The 18,705-nt window shown below is 46.7% G+C and carries 14 protein-coding genes and 4 tRNA genes; 7 read left to right on the top strand and 11 right to left on the bottom strand.

All coding sequences use genetic code 11. From position 1 onward, the window contains the following. Positions 1-252: 252 nt before the first annotated feature. The 8 genes from NSB28_RS15275 to NSB28_RS15310 form a co-directional block, all read right to left on the bottom strand. A complete protein-coding gene (locus NSB28_RS15275; protein WP_109747584.1) occupies positions 253-1,197 on the bottom strand; it encodes a hypothetical protein in 945 nt (314 codons plus the stop codon). Between the two features lie 510 nt (positions 1,198-1,707). Continuing rightward, entirely contained in the window at positions 1,708-3,468 is a 1,761-nt protein-coding gene (locus NSB28_RS15280; RefSeq protein ID WP_109747583.1) for an ABC transporter ATP-binding protein, read from the bottom strand. Continuing rightward, a complete protein-coding gene (locus NSB28_RS15285) occupies positions 3,465-5,204 on the bottom strand; it encodes an ABC transporter ATP-binding protein (RefSeq protein ID WP_109747582.1) in 1,740 nt (579 codons plus the stop codon). The genes NSB28_RS15280 and NSB28_RS15285 overlap by 4 nt, the downstream gene beginning before the upstream one ends. Next, a complete protein-coding gene (locus NSB28_RS15290) occupies positions 5,170-5,964 on the bottom strand; it encodes a prolipoprotein diacylglyceryl transferase (RefSeq protein ID WP_257497572.1) in 795 nt (264 codons plus the stop codon). Before NSB28_RS15290 ends, NSB28_RS15285 begins: the two co-directional genes overlap by 35 nt. 173 nt (positions 5,965-6,137) lie before the next feature. Then, entirely contained in the window at positions 6,138-6,389 is a 252-nt protein-coding gene (locus NSB28_RS15295) for a hypothetical protein (protein ID WP_109747580.1), read from the bottom strand. A 64-nt stretch (positions 6,390-6,453) separates the two neighbouring features. Further along, positions 6,454-7,920 (bottom strand): glutamate synthase-related protein, encoded by a 1,467-nt coding sequence (locus NSB28_RS15300; protein WP_109747579.1) that lies wholly within the window; start codon positions 7,918-7,920, stop codon positions 6,454-6,456. Between the two features lie 113 nt (positions 7,921-8,033). After that, positions 8,034-8,104: transfer RNA gene (locus NSB28_RS15305), tRNA-Gly, on the bottom strand. Positions 8,105-8,131: 27 nt separating this feature from the next. After that, positions 8,132-8,204: transfer RNA gene (locus NSB28_RS15310), tRNA-Phe, on the bottom strand. 444 nt (positions 8,205-8,648) lie between these two features. Between NSB28_RS15310 and NSB28_RS15315 the strand changes: the two genes are divergently transcribed. Beyond that, positions 8,649-10,175 carry a Mur ligase family protein gene (locus NSB28_RS15315; protein ID WP_243134919.1) on the top strand — a complete coding sequence of 509 codons (1,527 nt, stop codon included), beginning with the start codon at positions 8,649-8,651 and terminating at the stop codon, positions 10,173-10,175. Between the two features lie 104 nt (positions 10,176-10,279). Here the strand turns inward: NSB28_RS15315 and NSB28_RS15320 are convergent, their stop codons facing one another. Together NSB28_RS15320 and NSB28_RS15325 are read right to left on the bottom strand one after the other, a co-directional pair. Beyond that, positions 10,280-10,786, bottom strand: a complete 507-nt coding sequence (locus tag NSB28_RS15320) for an L-2-amino-thiazoline-4-carboxylic acid hydrolase (RefSeq protein ID WP_257497571.1) — start codon at positions 10,784-10,786, stop codon at positions 10,280-10,282. Positions 10,787-10,867: 81 nt separating this feature from the next. Next, the gene (locus NSB28_RS15325) at positions 10,868-11,785 is read right to left on the bottom strand and encodes a radical SAM protein (RefSeq protein WP_257497570.1); all 918 of its coding nucleotides are present in this window, start codon (positions 11,783-11,785) and stop codon (positions 10,868-10,870) included. Positions 11,786-12,089: 304 nt separating this feature from the next. On the opposite strand from NSB28_RS15325, the gene NSB28_RS15330 reads away from it, so the two are divergent. The 6 genes from NSB28_RS15330 to NSB28_RS15355 all read left to right on the top strand — a co-directional run bounded on the left by NSB28_RS15330 (position 12,090) and on the right by NSB28_RS15355 (position 17,836). Then, entirely contained in the window at positions 12,090-13,415 is a 1,326-nt protein-coding gene (locus NSB28_RS15330; protein ID WP_109747577.1) for a replication-associated recombination protein A, read from the top strand. Between the two features lie 278 nt (positions 13,416-13,693). Then, a tRNA-Glu gene (locus NSB28_RS15335) sits at positions 13,694-13,765 on the top strand. A gap of 101 nt (positions 13,766-13,866) precedes the next feature. Further along, positions 13,867-13,937: transfer RNA gene (locus NSB28_RS15340), tRNA-Cys, on the top strand. Between the two features lie 174 nt (positions 13,938-14,111). Then, positions 14,112-14,696 (top strand): sugar O-acetyltransferase, encoded by a 585-nt coding sequence (locus NSB28_RS24995; RefSeq protein ID WP_109747576.1) that lies wholly within the window; start codon positions 14,112-14,114, stop codon positions 14,694-14,696. Positions 14,697-14,901: 205 nt separating this feature from the next. Further along, the gene (locus NSB28_RS15350) at positions 14,902-15,750 is read left to right on the top strand and encodes a MerR family transcriptional regulator (protein WP_109747575.1); all 849 of its coding nucleotides are present in this window, start codon (positions 14,902-14,904) and stop codon (positions 15,748-15,750) included. Positions 15,751-15,913: 163 nt separating this feature from the next. Beyond that, positions 15,914-17,836 (top strand): putative bifunctional diguanylate cyclase/phosphodiesterase, encoded by a 1,923-nt coding sequence (locus tag NSB28_RS15355; RefSeq protein ID WP_109747574.1) that lies wholly within the window; start codon positions 15,914-15,916, stop codon positions 17,834-17,836. A gap of 34 nt (positions 17,837-17,870) precedes the next feature. Here the strand turns inward: NSB28_RS15355 and NSB28_RS15360 are convergent, their stop codons facing one another. Next, positions 17,871-18,668: an AraC family transcriptional regulator gene (locus tag NSB28_RS15360; protein ID WP_109747573.1), complete on the bottom strand. Its 798-nt coding sequence runs from the start codon at positions 18,666-18,668 to the stop codon at positions 17,871-17,873. Positions 18,669-18,705: the final 37 nt, after the last annotated feature.

The following is an 18,705-nucleotide window of genomic DNA, read 5'->3' on the forward strand; positions in this document are numbered from 1 at the left end:
AGCCTACTAATTCAACTGTTTTGGCATTTCTACAAAGATACTTCATATTTTCATCACATATCTGGGAGATGTTGGGTAAATCACATGGAAACCACCACATTGCAAACGGCAGAACGAAAAAAAAGCCAGTGCAGGATACCGCCTTTGCACTGGCATATGATAATTACAATAGTATTACTCAAGAACGCTTCGGGGTTCTTGCTGTGAGACGCCTGTCATGCAGAGTATGACATAATACATCTGCACCAGCTCCTAACCTCTGCATTTTTGGTCTATCTCCGCATCCGTATCTTTTGGGTTGGCCCGGATAAGGCTGCAGACTTTCTCCACATAATCTACCTTCTGCTCCAGAAGGTCAGCGATTACCGCAGCCTCATATCCTTTGTTCATTTTAATCCTTATGCAGCGTATAGCCTCTACTGCACGGCCTCTCTCAATGCCCTGGTCTATTCCCTTCTCAATCCCCTGCTCAATTCCTTTCTCAAGACCTTCATCAAAAATAAGCTGAGCCACCTTTGTCATCATAATCGCTCCTTTCACATAATCCGCATATTCTTTGTCTATAACTTTATCCGCAAACGTAATGATTCCTGCCAATGCCTGAATCATTTGGTTTTCATCCGCAATCCCCTTTGCCAGCTCTACCGTATTTTTTACTAACTCCTGCTTAGGCTTTTTTCCCTCTACTGTCAGAGGAAGGACTATGATTTCCAGCAGTTCTTCATCATTTAATATCTCACCACTGTTAATTTTAGCCTTTAGCCTGTTATAGATATGCTCTGTATCCATATCGGTTAAAAATGCCGGTTCAATGCAAAGCTTCATACATCCAAAATCATAAATTTCCGTCCTTATACTTTGAATATCCGCTGAAAAAATAATAATTAAATGCAAAATAGGAATCTCTGTATTTTCCCTGCAAAATCTCTTCAAAATCCGTGCCACATAGTTTACATACTTTACAACATCCTCCATGGAGAATGTGCTCTCGTAGTCAATTAATGCAAGGGAATTATCTTCCAGTATAAACAGGTTGTCTAAACGCAATTCATTGGCCTCTATAGCCGGAAGATTTGTCGGCTGCGCGTCTCTGATCCTTATATGAGGCAGGCCATAGACCCCCAGGCTCTTATGTTTTAAGGCCTCCGTAAGGAATTTTAATGTAACATCCTTATTTTGATATGCAATCTCACTCATATTGCTATCCTCCTTATATTATAACGTCCGTCCTGATTTATTACAACAAAAAACTATACACCTGCGTGCATCCCATAACTTAAATCCTTTCGGATGGGCGTGCTTCGCACGATAAGGTATACACCTGCGCGCATCCCATAACTTAGATCCTTTCGGATGGGCGTGCTTCGCACGATAAGGTATTATTCCTGCATAGGTATCACCTGATTCATGTTTGTTTTTTAATGGGAAATAAAAGAAATATAATTGAAAAAAAATGAATAAAGAAAATTTACTTAGAAGGCAGAATGCCTTCCATGGATATATACAGGCTAACAGAATATAAACTGCTTGTCAAGTACTAAAATTCTGCAGAAGAATGGCCGTTACTATTCACATGACAATGTCCCGCGAGATGTTTTCGTGCCCATTTTGCACGAAAATTCCGGGGAATACAGCACGAAACGGCGTTTTTGCCGTTTCTGTGCTGCACAAAGCCACTGCGTTTTATACGTTCTGCACAGCAATCCCCTACACCGTCTGCTGAAACTGACTGTTATACAGCTGCGCATAGAAGCCTTTCCTCTCCAGCAGTTCTTCATGCCGGCCCTGCTCGATGATATGTCCGTCCTTCATAACAAGTATGATGTCGGCCTCCCTGATCGTGGAGAGCCTGTGGGCCACGATAAAGCTGGTGCGCCCCTTCATCATCTTTGCAAAGGCTTTCTGTATCCTGACCTCTGTCATGGTATCTATGGAGGATGTTGCCTCATCCAGGATCAGCATCGGCGGCAGGCAGAGCATGACTCTGGCTATACAAAGGAGCTGTTTCTGACCCTGGGAGATATTTCCCCCGGCCTCGCTCACGGGGGTGTCATACCCCTCAGGCATCCTCTCTATAAAGCTGTGGGCATGTGCGGATCTGGCAGCCTCTATGATCTCTTCCCTGGAGGCATCCGGCCTTCCATAGGCGATATTGTCAGCTATTGTGCCTGATTTGAGCCAAGTCTCCTGCAGCACCATTCCGTAATTCGTCCTCAGGCTGTCCCTTGTCATGTGCCTGATGGGAATGTCCGCCACCCTGATCTCTCCTGAATCCACATCATAGAACCTCATCAGCAGATTAATGATCGTAGTCTTTCCGCATCCTGTAGGGCCTACGATAGCTACTCTCTCTCCGGGACGTATGGAAAGATTCAGGCTGTCGATCAGAGGAGTATCCGGGCTGTAGGAAAATGCTACATTTTCAAGCTCTACCCTGCCGTCAGCCATCTGCGGTGTCAAAACTACTGCACCTGCATCCTCCGCCACCTGGGGTTCTTCATCAATAAGCTCAAATACCCTGGCTGCAGACGCAACTGCGTTCTGAAATTCTGTCACAACTCCTGATATCTCATTAAACGGCTTTGTATACTGGTTCGCGTAGCTCAGGAAACAAGTCAGCTGACCCACTGTGATCCCGCCTCTCAGCGCTATGAGTGCACCTGAGAGGGCCACACCTGTGTATACCAGTCCGTTTACAAAGCGTGTGGTGGGATTTGTCAGCGAGGAGAAAAATGTAGCCCTCAGGCTGCAGTCCCTGAGCCTTTCATTGATTTCATCAAACTGCTCCTGCGCCTCTTCCTCATGGGAAAAGGCCTTCACTGTCTTCTGGTTGCCTACCATCTCATTTACCAGAGAGGTTATCTCTCCCCTTGTCTTTGACTGTTCCTGGAACATGGAGAATGTCCTTTTGGCAATAAATCCCGCCGTAAACAGTGACACAGGAGTGATGATGACTACTACCAGTGTTATACTGAGGTTGATCGTCAGCATGAAGATCAGCGTTCCCAGTATAGTCACCACGCCTGTGAATATCTGTGAAAATCCAAGCAGCAGACCGTCTGAGAACTGGTCAACGTCTGTGACCACCCTGCTGATGATATCACCGTGCTGATGGCCGTCAATGTATTTCAGGGGCAGCTCTTCCAGGTGATTGAAGGCCTGTACACGGATATCCTTGATCACATGATAAGTGACTCTGTTATTGCACAGGTTCATGAGCCACTGGGCTGCCGCTGTTATCCCCACCACTATTGCAAACCTGATGAGTATGGGAACAAGACCGTCAAAGTCCACATTTCCTTTGCCTATGATAAGGTCAATCCCCTGGCCGGTCAGCACCGGTGCATAAAGTGTCAGCGCTACGCTCACCAGCGCGAATACAAGTGACAGGGCAATCAGATACCAGTATGGTTTTATAAGTTCAAATATCCTGAGATATGTCTCTCTATTACCTTTTTTCTTTTTCATCTCTTCACTTCCTCCTCCGAAAGCTGTGACAGGCAGATCTCCCTGTATACCTGACAGTTTTCAAGCAGTTCTTCATGGGTGCCAAGTCCTGCCTGACGTCCGTCATCCAGTACAAGGATGCGGTCAGCATTCTTAATAGAGGCCGCCCTCTGTGAAACAATAAATACTGTCATTCCCTCTGTTCTGTCCGCTATGGCCTGGCGGAGCCTTGCATCAGTTGCAAAATCCAAAGCCGACGCACTGTCGTCCAGGATGAGGATCTCCGGCTTCCCCACAAGCGCCCGGGCAATGGTAAGGCGCTGTTTCTGTCCTCCGGAAAAATTCTTTCCGCCCTGTGAGACCTTAGTATCCAGTCCCTCCTGTTTACTGTCCACAAAGTCCTTTGCCTGTGCGATGATCAGAGCCTCTTCTATCTCCTGATCCGTCGCCTCCGGCTTGCCCCATTTTATATTCTCACGGATGGTCCCGGAAAATAAGACAGCATTTTGGGGCACGATGCCTACTTTTTTGCGCAGCTGTCTGTAGGTATAATCCTTCACGTCAGTTCCGTCTACACATACCGCCCCTTTAGCGGCATCATAAAATCTGGGGATCAGGTTTATTACTGTAGACTTGCCTGAACCCGTGCCTCCTATGATACCGATAGTCTCACCCGGCATCGCTTTAAAATTAATATCTGTCAGGGATTCTTTATTACCTTTATATGCAAATGACACGTGGTCAAATGCTACTTTGGGCACCTGTTTCCCGGCTGTGCCGGTACCAGTAACGGCTCCGCTGCCTTCCTTCATATCCGCTTTCTGGGCGAATACTGCATTAATGCGGACTGCCGATGCTGAAGCCTTTGTAAATGTGATGATCAGGTTTGCCAGTGCTATCAGAGCCAGCAGTATCTGTGACATATAGTTAATGAGAGCGGCCAGCTCTCCCTGAGTGATGCCTCCCATATCCACAGTCCTGCCTCCTGCCCACAGTACCAGGATGACAGCCCCGTTGATAATAATATAAGTAAGGGGATTTAAAAGCGCCGAGATACGCCCTACCAGCATTTGTATCTTCATAAGGCCGCCGCTCTCCTGCTCAAAGTCCCTCATCTCATCCTCCTGCCTGGAAAAGGCCCTCACGACCCTCACACCGGACAGGTTTTCCCTTGTCATAAGCATGACCTTGTCAAGCCTTCCCTGTACCTTTCTGTAGATAGGTATGGACAGGAGCATGATTCCATAGATGACTACAGAAAGCACCGGAACAAGCACTAAAAAGATCAGAGCCAGCTTTACATCAATGGTAAATGCCATGATCACTGCACCCACCACAATGAAGGGGGAGCGCAGAAACAGCCTCAGCACCAGGTTCACGCCTGCCTGGGCCTGGTTGATATCACTTGTCATCCTGGTCACCAGGGTAGATGTGCCTATCTTGTCCAGCTCTGTGTAAGACAGCCCATTAATATGAGCGAACATGTCCCTTCTCAGCTCTGTGCCGAATCCTGCCGCCGCCTTCGCGGCAAAATACTGTGCCGTAAGTGAGCAGCACAGTCCCAGCAGCCCGAAGGCTACCATGATGGCACACATTTTCAGGATATATGGTATATCCTGGTTCCTGATGCCCACATCGATGATCCTGGCCACCACCAGCGGCACAAGAAGCTCAAAACAGGCCTCCAGCAGCTTAAAAAGGGGGCCTATTATACTTTCCTTCTTATAATTTTTCAGATATCTTACCAGTTTTAACATTTCTCCTCCTCATAATCAAAAGTACTGCTGTCACTCCCGCCAGAATCCCCAGGCTGATCCACTGAGATGTGGAAAGCCCCCAGAATATCCCCCTCTGCGCATCATCAAAGCGGAAAAATTCCAGTATAAAGCGCACTGTTCCATATACTCCCAGATAAAGAAAAACTGTATATATAGTCTTCCCTTTTTTCCATACAAATACAAATAAAACTGCCGCCAGAATGAGATTGCACACAGCTTCCGCCAGCTGTACGGGAAACAGCGGCACATCACACAGGCTGTAGGGTATATTGCGGTAGGTCACGGCAAAGGGTCCGTCATATGGTACGCCATAACAGCATCCGGCCAGATAACATCCGATCCTCCCAAATCCGTGAACCATGGGTATCACCGGAACCACAGTCAGCAGATACTCTTTTATCCTTATCTTATGCAGCTTTGCTCCCAGCAAAAGCCCCAGAACACCTCCTGCCAGGCCTCCGTAGAACACAAAACCGCCCTGCATAAGCTGATTTAGATATTCTAACTCTAACAGCCTTTCCCAGTCAATATATTTTATATTCAGACACAGATATAAAAGCTTGGCCCCTGCCATGCCAAAAAGAAAGCAGTAAGCATACAGCAGAAGGAAATTGTCAAAAACGAGCCGGTGTCTCCTGACCAGCACAGCGCCTGCGGCCCCGGATACAAGAACACCCAGCGCTATCATGACGCCATAGCACGGCAATGTCCTTCCCAAAAATATAAAATATCCTGTCATATATCCTCCCTTTATCATGTGACCGGCAGCACATACTCCGATATATACAAAATGCTGATTTCCCGGCATAAGACACCGAACCGGAAACCAGCATTTTATAATTCAGCCAAAATCAAGAACAAGCTTGACCTTAGCCCGCCCGCTGCCCGCAAAATAAGCTGACATGGGTTATTCTAATACTGAGCCATCCCCACCGCGCAGCCTATGCATCCCACACATGCCACATAGAATATCAGGCAGAGAATCGTCCCGACAATGGAACACACCAGGCCGCCTGTGGCAAGCCCGGCTTTCTGCGGTTCCTTTTTTCCAATTACTGCCAGGATAATACCTACTATACCGCATATACCGCCCACCAGGCTCATGTAAGGCACAAATGCAAATACGATCGACAAGATTCCAAGAACTAAAGATGCAACTGCCATAAATTCCCTCCTGTGTTCCACATTCCTCTTCGTTTATTTGATTCCGTTATACAATACTTTATTCTCAGGCGTGGGATATGTCTGTAAACTCAGATATCTCCCGGCTGATGGTACACAGATCCTCCACACTCAGATCATGGATATCCCTGTGTCCTGTGATCCTGGCAAATGTCTCCAGCTCACGTTTTGTACAGTTCAGGAAGTTTGCCACTCTCTGAGCCGCCGCATCACCTTTCAGCCTGGCCCTTAAAGTCTCATCCTGTGTTGCTATGCCCACAGGACATTTTCCGCTTCCGCAGATCCTGTACTGCTGGCAGGCCGCCGCCATCAGTCCTGCTGTCGCCACTGCAACCGCATCAGCTCCCATAGCTATGGCTTTCGCAATATCAGAGGATACACGCAGCCCTCCTGTTATCACCAGGTCGATATCTGCCCCGTGCTCATCCAGATACTTTCTGGCTCTGGACAGGGCATAGACTGCCGGCACGCTTGTGGCGTCTCGAAGCAGCTTCGGACTAGCTCCCGTAGCTCCTCCCCTGCCGTCTATTGTTATAAAATCTGGCTTTGCAAATATGCAGTATTCCAAATCCTTCTCAATTTTTCCCGCCGCTATCTTAATCCCGATAGGCCTTCCCTCTGATGCGTATCTGAGCTGTTCTACCAGGTCACGCAGATCTTCTTTCGTATTAATATCATGGAATTTAGACGGGCTGATCACATCCTGCCCGAGAGGCTTATTCCTGATCCTGGCTATCTCCGGAGTTACCTTATCCCCGGGCAGATGGCCTCCCATCCCGGGCTTCGTTCCCTGCCCGATCTTGATTTCAACAGCATCAGCCTTCTGCAGGTTCTCCGGTGTCACACTGTAGAGATTCGGCACATATTCAAAAATATACTTATCTGCAGCCTCCATCTCCTCCGGCAGAATCCCGCCCTCACCGCTGCACATGGCTGTCCCGGCCATAGCCGTGCCCCTGGCCAGCGCTACCTTCACTTCCTTGGACAAGGCGCCAAAGGACATATGTGATATGTATACCGGAGCTTCAAGAACCATAGGCTTTAAAGCATTCTTTCCTATTACGGTCCGGATATTAACCTGGGCATGCTCATCTAACGGAGGCGGATTCAGCTGCGCACCCAATATCAGTATATCGTCCCAGCCCGGCATAGGCATCTTTGTGCCCATGGCAGCTATAATAGTTTTTCCGGTCAGAGCCATCTCATGGATATCTTCCATATAGCGGCAGGACGGATCATGCCTCACATATGCGGGATCATATGCCAGGGCATCTCTCCCTGTATCCTGCAATGTCTCCGCCTTCACTGTCTCAACTGTTTCCGGGTTCACGCCATCATGTCCCGGCTCTGCGCCCTGTACACCTTTTCCGCTGTCTTCCCCAGTCTCCCTGATTCTCTCAAACATACTTGACGGATGTCCGCAGACCGGACAGTTTGTCAGTGTCTCAAATGATTTCCCCTCTTTTTCCTCATCAAATATGAATCCGCATACACTACATTTGTATTTTGCCATACGCTTCTCCTTTCCGCATAAAAACTGTACGTTTTCTGCGTGTATAGGACTATTTTAGCTTACCAGAGGGCTATTTACAAGTACACATTATATTTATTGGAGGGTACAAAAAAAGCGGGTGATGGGAATCGAACCCACGTATCCAGCTTGGAAGGCTGGTGTTCTACCATTGAACTACACCCGCATGTATATATTTATTTGTTTGAAACAGTGCCCAGAACCGGAATCGAACCAGTGACACGAGGATTTTCAGTCCTCTGCTCTACCAACTGAGCTATCTGGGCCTGTTCGAAATACTATCATAATTTTCATTGAAACGCAAGACCTTAATTGTACTTTTTTTTATACACGCCCGCTCTCCCCTGCTTACAATTTGCTTACATTATTTTGCGGACTTTTGTGTTATAATAATTTATAATTAATCATGTTAGTACCAGATTCCAAAACATTTTTATTCTCTTACATTCATGGCCCGGCAGCAATCCACATGCTGTCAGGCCGGAAAATGGGCGGGATTTCCTCTTTTGGAGGATACTGCCGGGATTTGGCCGCCTCTTAAGAAAATATACAGTTTTTCTTAAGAATTATTCATTTTTAATTTATGCAACAGACTGCAGATATATTTACACTGTACATATAGCATAGGGCCGCTGAAATGGCCGTTACTATTAATTACATTTATTTTTTCCAATATCCGCCGGTTCGGATTTGGAGGGGGAGAGTACATCATGAATCACACATTACGGCAATATTTTGTTTTATTAAAAAATGCAGGACTTGTGAAGGATTATGAGCTTTATGGAAGAGAAGAACTTGCAGTAAAAAATATGACTTATGATTCAAAACGTCCCGTAGAGGGCGGAATCTTCATCTGCAAGGGACAGAATTTTAAGAAAGAATATCTTCAGGACGCAGTTATGCGTGGAGCTGTATGCTACGTGAGTGAAAATGACTATGAGCTGGAAGGACAAGTTCCTTACATCCTGGTCAAAGACATACGCAAGGCCATGCCCATTCTTGGAAACTTTTTTTATGGGGAACCTTCTAAAGAACTGAGCCTGATCGGCATAACAGGAACAAAGGGCAAGACAACAACAGCCCATTACATACAGGCTATTTTTAACGAATATCTGGATGACTGCGGTGAGAAAGGGATTGGCTTATTCTCATCTGTCACTACATATGACGGCGTGGAAAAAACTCCCTCCCTCATGACCACACCGGAATCCCTTGAGCTGCAGCGTCATTTCAGAAATGCTGCAGATTCAGGCCTCCGCTACGTGGCAATGGAGGTTTCCAGCCAGGCTCTTAAATACCACAGGGTGGACAATCTCACATACGATGTGGGTGTGTTCCTGAACATCTCGGAAGACCATATCAGCCCATGTGAACATGAAGATTTTGAAGACTACTTCAGCTCCAAGCTTTCCATCTTCAAGCAGACAAAAACAGCATGCGTCAATACAGACAGCGCCAATGCAGACAGGATAGTCAAAGCCGCCAGACTGGCCCATGAGACTGTCACCTTCGGCACGACAGGGAATCCTGACATATATGGCTACAATATCCAGACACACAACGGCCAAATATCCTTCCATGTAAAATGTGACCGCTTTAATAAGACCTTCCGGCTGGCCATGCACGGGCTTTTCAATATAGAGAATGCTCTGGCCGCCATAGCCACTGCCTACGTTTACAAGATCCCTGTTAAATATATGGTGGCAGGACTGGCAAATGTTAAAGTGGACGGACGCATGGAGCAGTATACATGCGAAGAGGAACGCATCACGGCCATTGTGGATTATGCGCACAACCGTCTGAGCTTTGAGAGACTCTTTGACTCTGTACTTATTGAATACCCGGGCTACAAGATAGTTTCCGTATTTGGCTGCCCGGGCGGAAAAGCCTACAACAGGAGACGGGACCTGGGACTGATAGCCGGACTTTTTTCCAAACAGGTCTATCTCGTGGCGGATGATCCGGGCACGGAAAATGCCAGGGCCATCGCTGATGAGATCGGCAAGTACATGGATATCGTGGGCTGTCCCTATGAGTTTGTGGATGACAGGGGCGAGGCCATACGCAGGGCTATCGCTGAAGCTGACGAGAACACAGTTGTATTAGTCCTTGGCAAGGGAAATGAAGGCCACCAGAAATATGGAGATCTGACATATCCGTATCCCAGCGACAGTGAATTCGTTAAACAGGGGATCGGGCAGCGCAAAAAGAATGTCCGTGTTCAGGTAGCGCTGTAAAAACATGGCTTTAAAAAGGCCGGATTTTCAGAGATATACACTTATCCTCTCTGAAAATCCGGCTTTCTTCATGCAAATATGCAATACATATCCGCTTCCTGTCCTTATTTATGGTAATAGAGCCTGCATATCTCATCACCTTTGGCGATGGATTTCAAAAGCTTCAGCTTCCCGCCGTATGCCTCTCCGATCCCGTGGTCACCGCACATGGCAATGTCGCAGAGGACGGCAATCTGCTCGTCTGTACAGCCTGCCTTCTGCCATGCCTTTACCAGCGGACAGTAATGAAAATCAATAGCCAGCACATCATCTGTGCTCTTTCTTATTTTCATCTCAAAAACCCACTGGGCCGGTTTTGTGAACAGCTGCTTTCTCAGCCCTTTAAAGCTGTCCGTACCGCCCTTTTTAACGAGATCGGCCCCCTGCCCCTGCCCGCATCTGCGGATCGCGGCACTGCCGAACTCCTCCCAGGAAAGCCCTCTTTTTCCCGCCTCATCGCAGAGCAGGTAAAGCCAGGCAGCCCTCTGCTCCAGCTGCCCCCTTACGGCCTGGATCAGGGCGTTTTTAATCTTTGGTTCATTGTGGATCCTTGACACATGTAGTTCTGACATATTTGTTTCCTCCTTTTTTATATTTCACAAAAATGCAAAGGCTGTATCAGTTCAAAAACATCCCGCGTTCTTGAAGACAGATCAGACTCCTTCATAATTAAAGTCCGGTATGAAGCTCTCTTTCGCAGCCTCCCCTTCCTGTGTAAACCCGTTTTCTATCCCGATCTCCAGGCAGAAATCTATTACCTTCTCATATTCCCTGGCTGTCAGCCTCCTGGACAGTTCAGGATATTCCTTCGCCCATTCCATGGGAGTGTACTGGTTCATGATGCTGATATAGATGGTGTCGCCGTATGTCTCATGAAGATATCTGAGCACTTCCTTTGAGTCCCTTGTATGTCCGGGAAGGATCATATGGCGCACTATAACTCCTTTTTTCATCATTCCTTCTCCGTCAAAGACCGGCGTACCCGTCTGGCGTACCATCTCTGCCAGGGCCTCCTTTGCGCAGAAGCTGTACTCCTTCACTCCCGAATATTTCCAGGCCAGGTCATCGTCCATATATTTAAAGTCAGGCAGATAAATATCCACCCAGCCCTCCAGCATACGGACAGTTTCAGCCCGTTCATAGCCGCTGGAATTATAGACAACCGGTACTGCAAGGCCATTTTCCCTGGCCAGTTTAAGAGCCTCGATCACCTGGGGCACATAATGTCCGGCAGTCACCAGGTTGATATTGGCGGCATTTTTTTCCTGCAGTTCAATAAAGATCTCCGCCAGCCTCTCTATAGTCACTTCCCTGCCTATCTGCCCCGAAGCTATAGGACGGTTCTGGCAGAAAACGCATCCCATGGAACACCCTGAGAAAAATACTGTGCCGGATCCCTGTATGCCTGATATACATGGCTCCTCCCACATGTGCAGCCCGGCTCTGGCCAGCTGTACGGCGCTGTCTTCATGGCAGGCGCCTTTTCTGCCTGCATTCCTGTCTGCATGGCACCGGCGCGGGCAGAGCGTGCAGTCATCCATAGCTTTTGATTTTGTGACCCAATCCTGCATATATAAAACCTGCCTCCCTCTGTACTGTTATTTTACAGCTGCACTGCGTTCTCACAGTCTGTGGCATTTACTGCATAGGCCAGCTGAATGATTATTTTTCATTATACTATATTTTACTGGCTCTGACTAAACTTTTTATCTTTTCTGGTTCACTACAACTGAAAATTATTTCAATCCATATTTCCAGCCCATATATCAGTTAAATTTTTATTCCATCCACTTCACTTTTTTAATCTTATGCTGTATAATAAAAGAACATACGTTTCAGCAATCTTTACAGTTTATGAATTTCGAGGTACCGCTTATGGAACAGCTCTCACTTTTTGATAACAGGGAATTATCCAATCCTCTGGCCAGCCGCCTGAGGCCTCAGACTCTTTCTGACTTTGTTGGGCAGGAGCATCTTCTGGGTCCCGGCATGCTGCTGCGGCAGCTGATTGAACAGGATAAGATCTCCTCCATGATATTCTGGGGCCCTCCCGGCGTGGGAAAGACCACCCTGGCCAGAATCATTGCCGGACACACACACGCGGGGTTTGTGGATTTCAGCGCTGTGACCAGCGGGATCAAAGAGATCAAGACAGTCATGGCCCAGGCTGAGGAAAACAGGAAGCTTGGACAGCGCACCCTGCTTTTTGTGGATGAGATACACCGCTTTAACAAAGCACAGCAGGATGCTTTTCTTCCTTATGTAGAAAAAGGCAGCATTCTTCTTATTGGCGCTACTACGGAAAATCCTTCCTTTGAGATCAACGCCGCCCTTCTGTCCAGGTGCAAGGTATTCGTCTTAAAGCCTCTGTCCACGGAAAATCTTTTAACCCTGCTTTGCCATGCCATTGATTCTCCCAAGGGGTTTGGGGGCCAGAATATCATTATTACCCGCAACCAGCTTGAAATGATAGCCTCCTTTGCCAACGGGGATGCCAGGACTGCTCTGAACACTCTTGAGATGGCAGTCTTAAACGGAGAATTCAGTGAGAATGGGACACTGGTCACTGACAAAATTCTGGAGCAGTGCCTGAGCAGGAAGACTCTTCTGTACGATAAAAATGGCGAGGAGCACTATAACCTGATTTCCGCCCTGCACAAATCTATGAGGAACAGCGACCCCGATGCCGCCGTCTACTGGCTGGCCAGAATGCTGGAGGCTGGTGAGGACCCGCTGTATATAGCCAGAAGACTTATACGTTTTGCAAGTGAAGATATTGGGATGGCTGACAGCCAGGCGCTTCAGGTTGCCGTGTCCGTCTATCAGGCCTGTCATTTTCTTGGTATGCCTGAATGCAATGTTCACCTTACCCATGCCGTCGTCTATCTCTCCACAGCTCCCAGGTCCAATGCGCTTTATAAGGCATATGAGCACGCAAAGACAGATGCTGTGGAAACCCTGGCGGAGCCTGTTCCCCTTATCCTGCGCAATGCCCCCACAGGCCTTATGAAGGAACTGCACTACGGGGAAGGCTATCAGTATGCCCATGATACGGAAGAAAAGCTCACACATATGGAATGCCTGCCCGAGTCAATGGCAGGCAGGAAATATTACCAGCCGACTGAGGAAGGCGCTGAGGCCGCTGTAAAAGACCGGCTTAAAAAGATAGAAGAATGGAAGTATCCACAAAAGAAGCTGTAAACAGCAGTGAGGAAGCTGCCGGTGAAGATGCTATGATCGGTAACGAACCGATACGTTGATTCATCTGTCAGCCTGCCGCATCTTGTCTGGCTCTTCCGGCAGATGCGGGCAGGGCCGGCAAAATGAACTGCTCAGTGAACTAATAAACTCCAATGAACTTAGTGAATTAATTTGATTGAATTAATTTTTTGTTTTTTTCAAAAAAGTGCTTGCAATTTGTTCCCTGTTATGATATATTAAACGTCGTTGAGTCACTTTTGACTCAGAAGGAAAAATATGGCTCCTTGGTCAAGCGGTTAAGACATCGCCCTTTCACGGCGGTAACACGGGTTCGATTCCCGTAGGAGTCATTTCATAGAAAACTTCAGATTTTGTCGATAAGTTTTTCTATGAAGTGAGAGATAAAGACTTGACGTCTTGTTACTCTTTTGCTATAATAAAATAGCTGTAAGGCGACATAGCCAAGTGGTAAGGCATGGGTCTGCAACACCCTGATCACCAGTTCAAATCTGGTTGTCGCCTCTTAAAATCCAGGAATGCAAATTCCTGGATTTTTTTATTTCCGCAGGCAGCGGGCCAAGCGGCCATGCATGCATGAGGACAGATTTGCAGGTAAACTGCAGAAATTTATGATTAAATTACAGCTATAACATTTACAATGGATTTCAGCATCTAAGATGCAGGAGGATTAAAAATATGACTGAGCGTGAAAAAATGTTAGCCGGTGAACTATATGATTGCGGGGATCATGAATTATTGTCTCAATGGCATAAAGCTAAAAACCTTGTGCGTGATTATAACAGGACAGATTCAGAGGATTTTGCCGAAAAAGACAGGATCCTGAATGAACTGCTGGGCGGACGGGGGAGTAATCTTTGGATCACAGCGCCATTTTTTGTGGACTATGGAAACAACATATTCTTTGGAAATAACTGTGAAGTTAATATGAATTGTACATTTTTGGACGATAATAAGATAGTCATAGGTGACAATGCCCTGATAGCACCTAATGTGCAGATCTACACGGCATTTCATCCCACAAATGCAAAAGAAAGGTTCGGAGAGCCAAAAGAAGACGGCTCCTTCGAATTCTGCAAAACTCAGACTGCGCCAGTTATAATAGGAAACAATGTCTGGATAGGAGGAGGGGCAATTATTATGCCCGGAGTGACAATCGGCGACAATGTGGTAATTGGGGCCGGAAGTGTCGTGACAAAGGATATTCCTTCAGACAAAGTCGCCTGCGGTGTACCCTGCAGAATAATCAGGGATAATAACTGACAAAAAGTATTGACCCTCACGGAACGTCATAGGTTAAAATAAAATTACTGGTCACGGAGTGACCAGTAACACGCTTCGCGATGCACAGAAACGGCCAAAAGCGCCGTTTCGCGCTGCAGCCCTCGGGATTTTCGTGCAAAATACGCGCGAAAACACCTCGCGGGACGGTGACATGCGAAGTCATCAGGGGCAGGAGGTCTTATATATGAGGACAGTGAAGGAAATATCAAAACTGACAGGTATCAGCGTGCGCACGCTCCACTACTATGACGAAATCGGGCTGTTGAAGCCCACTAAAAAAAGTGATGCGGGTTACCGGCTTTATGACGATAAGGCATTGGAAACATTGCGTCAGATTTTATTTTTCCGCGAATTTGATATTTCATTAAAAGATATTAAAACTGTGATGGATAGTCCGGCTCTTGACAGAGATAAAATACTACAGATGCAGCGCAAAATGCTGATAAGCAAGAAGGAGCGCATAGAACGCCTGCTTGCCAGCATTGACGATATCCTGAAGGGAGGAAACAAAATGGATTTTGAAGTATTTAATAAATCCGAACTGGAAGAGCTTTGCCAGGCTTCAATCGATCATATGACGGATCTTATGCAGGAATGTATTATTAAAGAATTTGGCGGGATTGAACAGTGGAAACAGCACTATATAGAACGTGCCTCAAAGGAGGACATGCAGAAAGGCTACCAAAAAGTAATAGAATGGTATGGAGGTAAAGAAAGCTACTTAAAAGCAGCCACCAATCCCCCCAGCCCGGAGGCTGCCAAGGAATGTGAAAGACAGGTTGAAGAGCTACTGGAAAAGCTGATTGCAAAAAGGGATTATCCGCCCGATTCTCTTTGCGTGAAAGAACTGATCAGGGAATATGCCCTTCTGCTGAAGGAGTTTACACATGTTAAAGACGAGGAAGGAGTCATGCTGTCCACTGCATCCAGCTACCGGGATGAGAGATTTAGATCATCCCTGGATCAGCGGTACGGCAAGGGAGCCTCTGAATTTTTTGCACAGGCTATTGAGACATATTATAAGGAACATTAAAATATAAAAACAGTTTTAATGGTTCCAGTTCAGACGGGAACTGGAACGTTTAATGCAGGCGGTCACAATTATATGATTGTAGGCCGCCTTTAACTGTGATAGAATAGTTTCAGCAAGATGATTCACTCTGTTATACATACCTAAGAAATGGCAGGTAAACAAAATGACGTGGAATATTGCGCCAGAACTTATTTCTCTGGTAATTCTGGGGATCATATGGATCTATTCCAGAAAAGGCAGCCATCTCCCCTCTCTTAAGAACAGAATGTTCCAGGGATGTCTGATGGTTACTTTTTGTGCAATGCTTTCAAATGTACTTTCTACTCTTATGATCTATAACACAGATACAGTCCCCCTGCTGCTCACATGGATAGTCACTCAGATCTATTTTATCCTGACCCCGCTGATGGGAATGGCTTACTTTCTCTACACCGTTTCTGTCATCTATGCAGACAGTCCCAGTCTTAAGAAAATTATCTGGACAGGAATCACACCCGGCTGCCTGTATGCTGTCATGGTACTGCTGAATCCGGTTACCAGAAATATATTTGACCTGACAGAGGCAAACGGCTATACAAGGGGGCACCTGATCTTTGTCACTTATCTGATCTTTTATGCCTACTGCGTAGCCAGCATCATAGTTACCCTATGCAATCATAAGAAAATTGAAAAGGAGATCTACCGCATTCTGGCGGCTTTTCCACTGCTTGCAGTCCTTGTCATAATCATACAGCAGATCTACTCTGATATTATACTGTCTGGTTCTGCTGCCACCTGTGCGCTTCTGATCATTTATCTGCATCTTCAGAACAAACAGATCTCCATGGACTACCTGACTAATCTGCCTAACCGGCAGGAGCTGCTGAATATGCTGCATCTGCTTACAAACAAATATCCCGTCCGGGGCTTTACCCTGCTGGTAGTTTCCTTAAGGGATTTCCGTCAGGTAAACAATGCCTGCGGACAGCAAAGCGGCGATGCCTTTCTTAAAAGTGTGGGACATTTCTTAAGTACAATCGGTCCTGCCGGAAATGTATACCGCTTCAGCGGTGATGAATTCGCACTTCTCTTTACTCAGGAGAACAGTGATGAATTAGACAGCTGTGTCTCTGCCATCCGGGAGCGCATGGCCCTTCCCTGGCAGATCAATGACTACCGTTTTCTGATCCGGGCTGTTATGGGGATCATACGAAGCGCCGACTGCGATGGTTCTATTGAAAATACCATCGGTGGAATTGAATACGCAGTCTCACAGGCAAAATCAGGCAAATATGGCCGGGTCTGTTACTGTGATAAGGAAATGCTGGAAAAGCGTGAACGTAAGCACAAAGTGATACGCATCCTGAAGGATAAGCTGGCTGACAAAAGCTTTGAGATGTACTACCAGCCAATCTATTCTATCGAGACAGGTAAATTTCAGTATGCTGAATCTCTGATGCGCATAAACGACACTCCCATCGGTCCCATTTATCCTTCTGAATTTATTCCTGTTGCCGAGGAGACAGGGCTTATTATAGAAATCACTTATGTGATACTGGATAAAGTATGTAAGTTTATAAACAGGCTGCGCGATCTTGGTATTCAGATTGACTCCATACACGTGAATTTCTCTGCCATTCAATTTTCCCAGCAGGATCTGAGCAAAAAAGTGCTTGAAATCATAGAAAGCAACAATACTCCCATGCCTGCTGTCAAAATCGAGTTCACTGAGAGTACTCTTGCGGAAAATCCTACTGTGGTTGCCGAATTTGCCGAAGAGATGAAAAGCTATGGCATTATGATGGGGCTTGATGATTTCGGTACAGGATATTCTAATATTGCTACAGTTATCAATATTCCATTCGGAACCCTCAAGCTGGACAGGAGTCTTGTACAGGCCTCTATTAAAAACCCCACTTCTGCCCTTGCCGTCAAAAACCTGGTCAGGGCCTTCAAAGATTTGAATATGAAGGTCGTTGCAGAAGGGGTAGAGACTGAAGAACAAAGGCAGCTTGTTGAAGAATTTGGTGTAGACCAGATCCAGGGCTTCTATTATTCAAAACCACTGTCTGAGACAGAGATGGCAGAATTTATGAGAAACCATTGACGGCCATGCATCTCATGCAACTAACAGCATGAGATCATCTGCCCGCATATGACGTGTGCAGTTTCAGTTCAGCCTGATACTGAAGAGGCGTCATTCCCATCTCTTTCTTGAAGCTGTTGCAGAATGAGGCCGCATCCCTGAATCCACAGGAGTACGCCGTCTCTGTAACTGTATGCCCGCCCTCTGAGAGCATCTGAAGCGCCTGCTTCATTCTGAAGCGCTGCAGATACTGCTTAGGCGGGCATTTTTCTATGTCCATAAAAATCCTGTACAGATATGTCCTGTCTATTCCTATGTATTTTGCCAGGTCACTGATTTTCAGCGGATATCCATAATTGTTATATATATACCCGACGGCCTTTTCAAAGTACTGCTTCTCATAACCTGCCGCTGATAATTTTCTCTCCTGACCAAACAGCGCCAGAACCCTGCACAGGCTGCCCATCAGTTCAAGCCTGCTCTCTGAACGCTCAAAGGCCTCTACCAGCTCATATATCCTGGATTCATCTTTTTTTGTAAACCCGCCTGCTGATACATATCCCCCTTCTGCAAAACAGGTCTGCTCAAGGGCCTCTTCTGCCTCGTACCCGTTAAAGGCCACCCAGGCGTACTCCCACGGTTCCCTGTCATCCGCCTGATAATATGTGGTTTCCCCCGGATAAATTAAAAATGCCTGTCCCTTCCTCAAAGGAAAAGAACTGTCTCTCGTCTGATAAATTCCTCTCCCCTCCAGAATCATATGAAGGAGATAATGCTGCCGCACTGCCGGCCCGAAGGCATGTCCGGGAGGACATTTTTCATGGCCTGCGTAGAAAACATTTAGTGCACTCATATTGTCTTTGCCCGATCCTTTCTTTTATCGTAACTGT

Source organism: Murimonas intestini (assembly GCF_024622195.1).
Taxonomy (GTDB): domain Bacteria; phylum Bacillota; class Clostridia; order Lachnospirales; family Lachnospiraceae; genus Murimonas; species Murimonas intestini.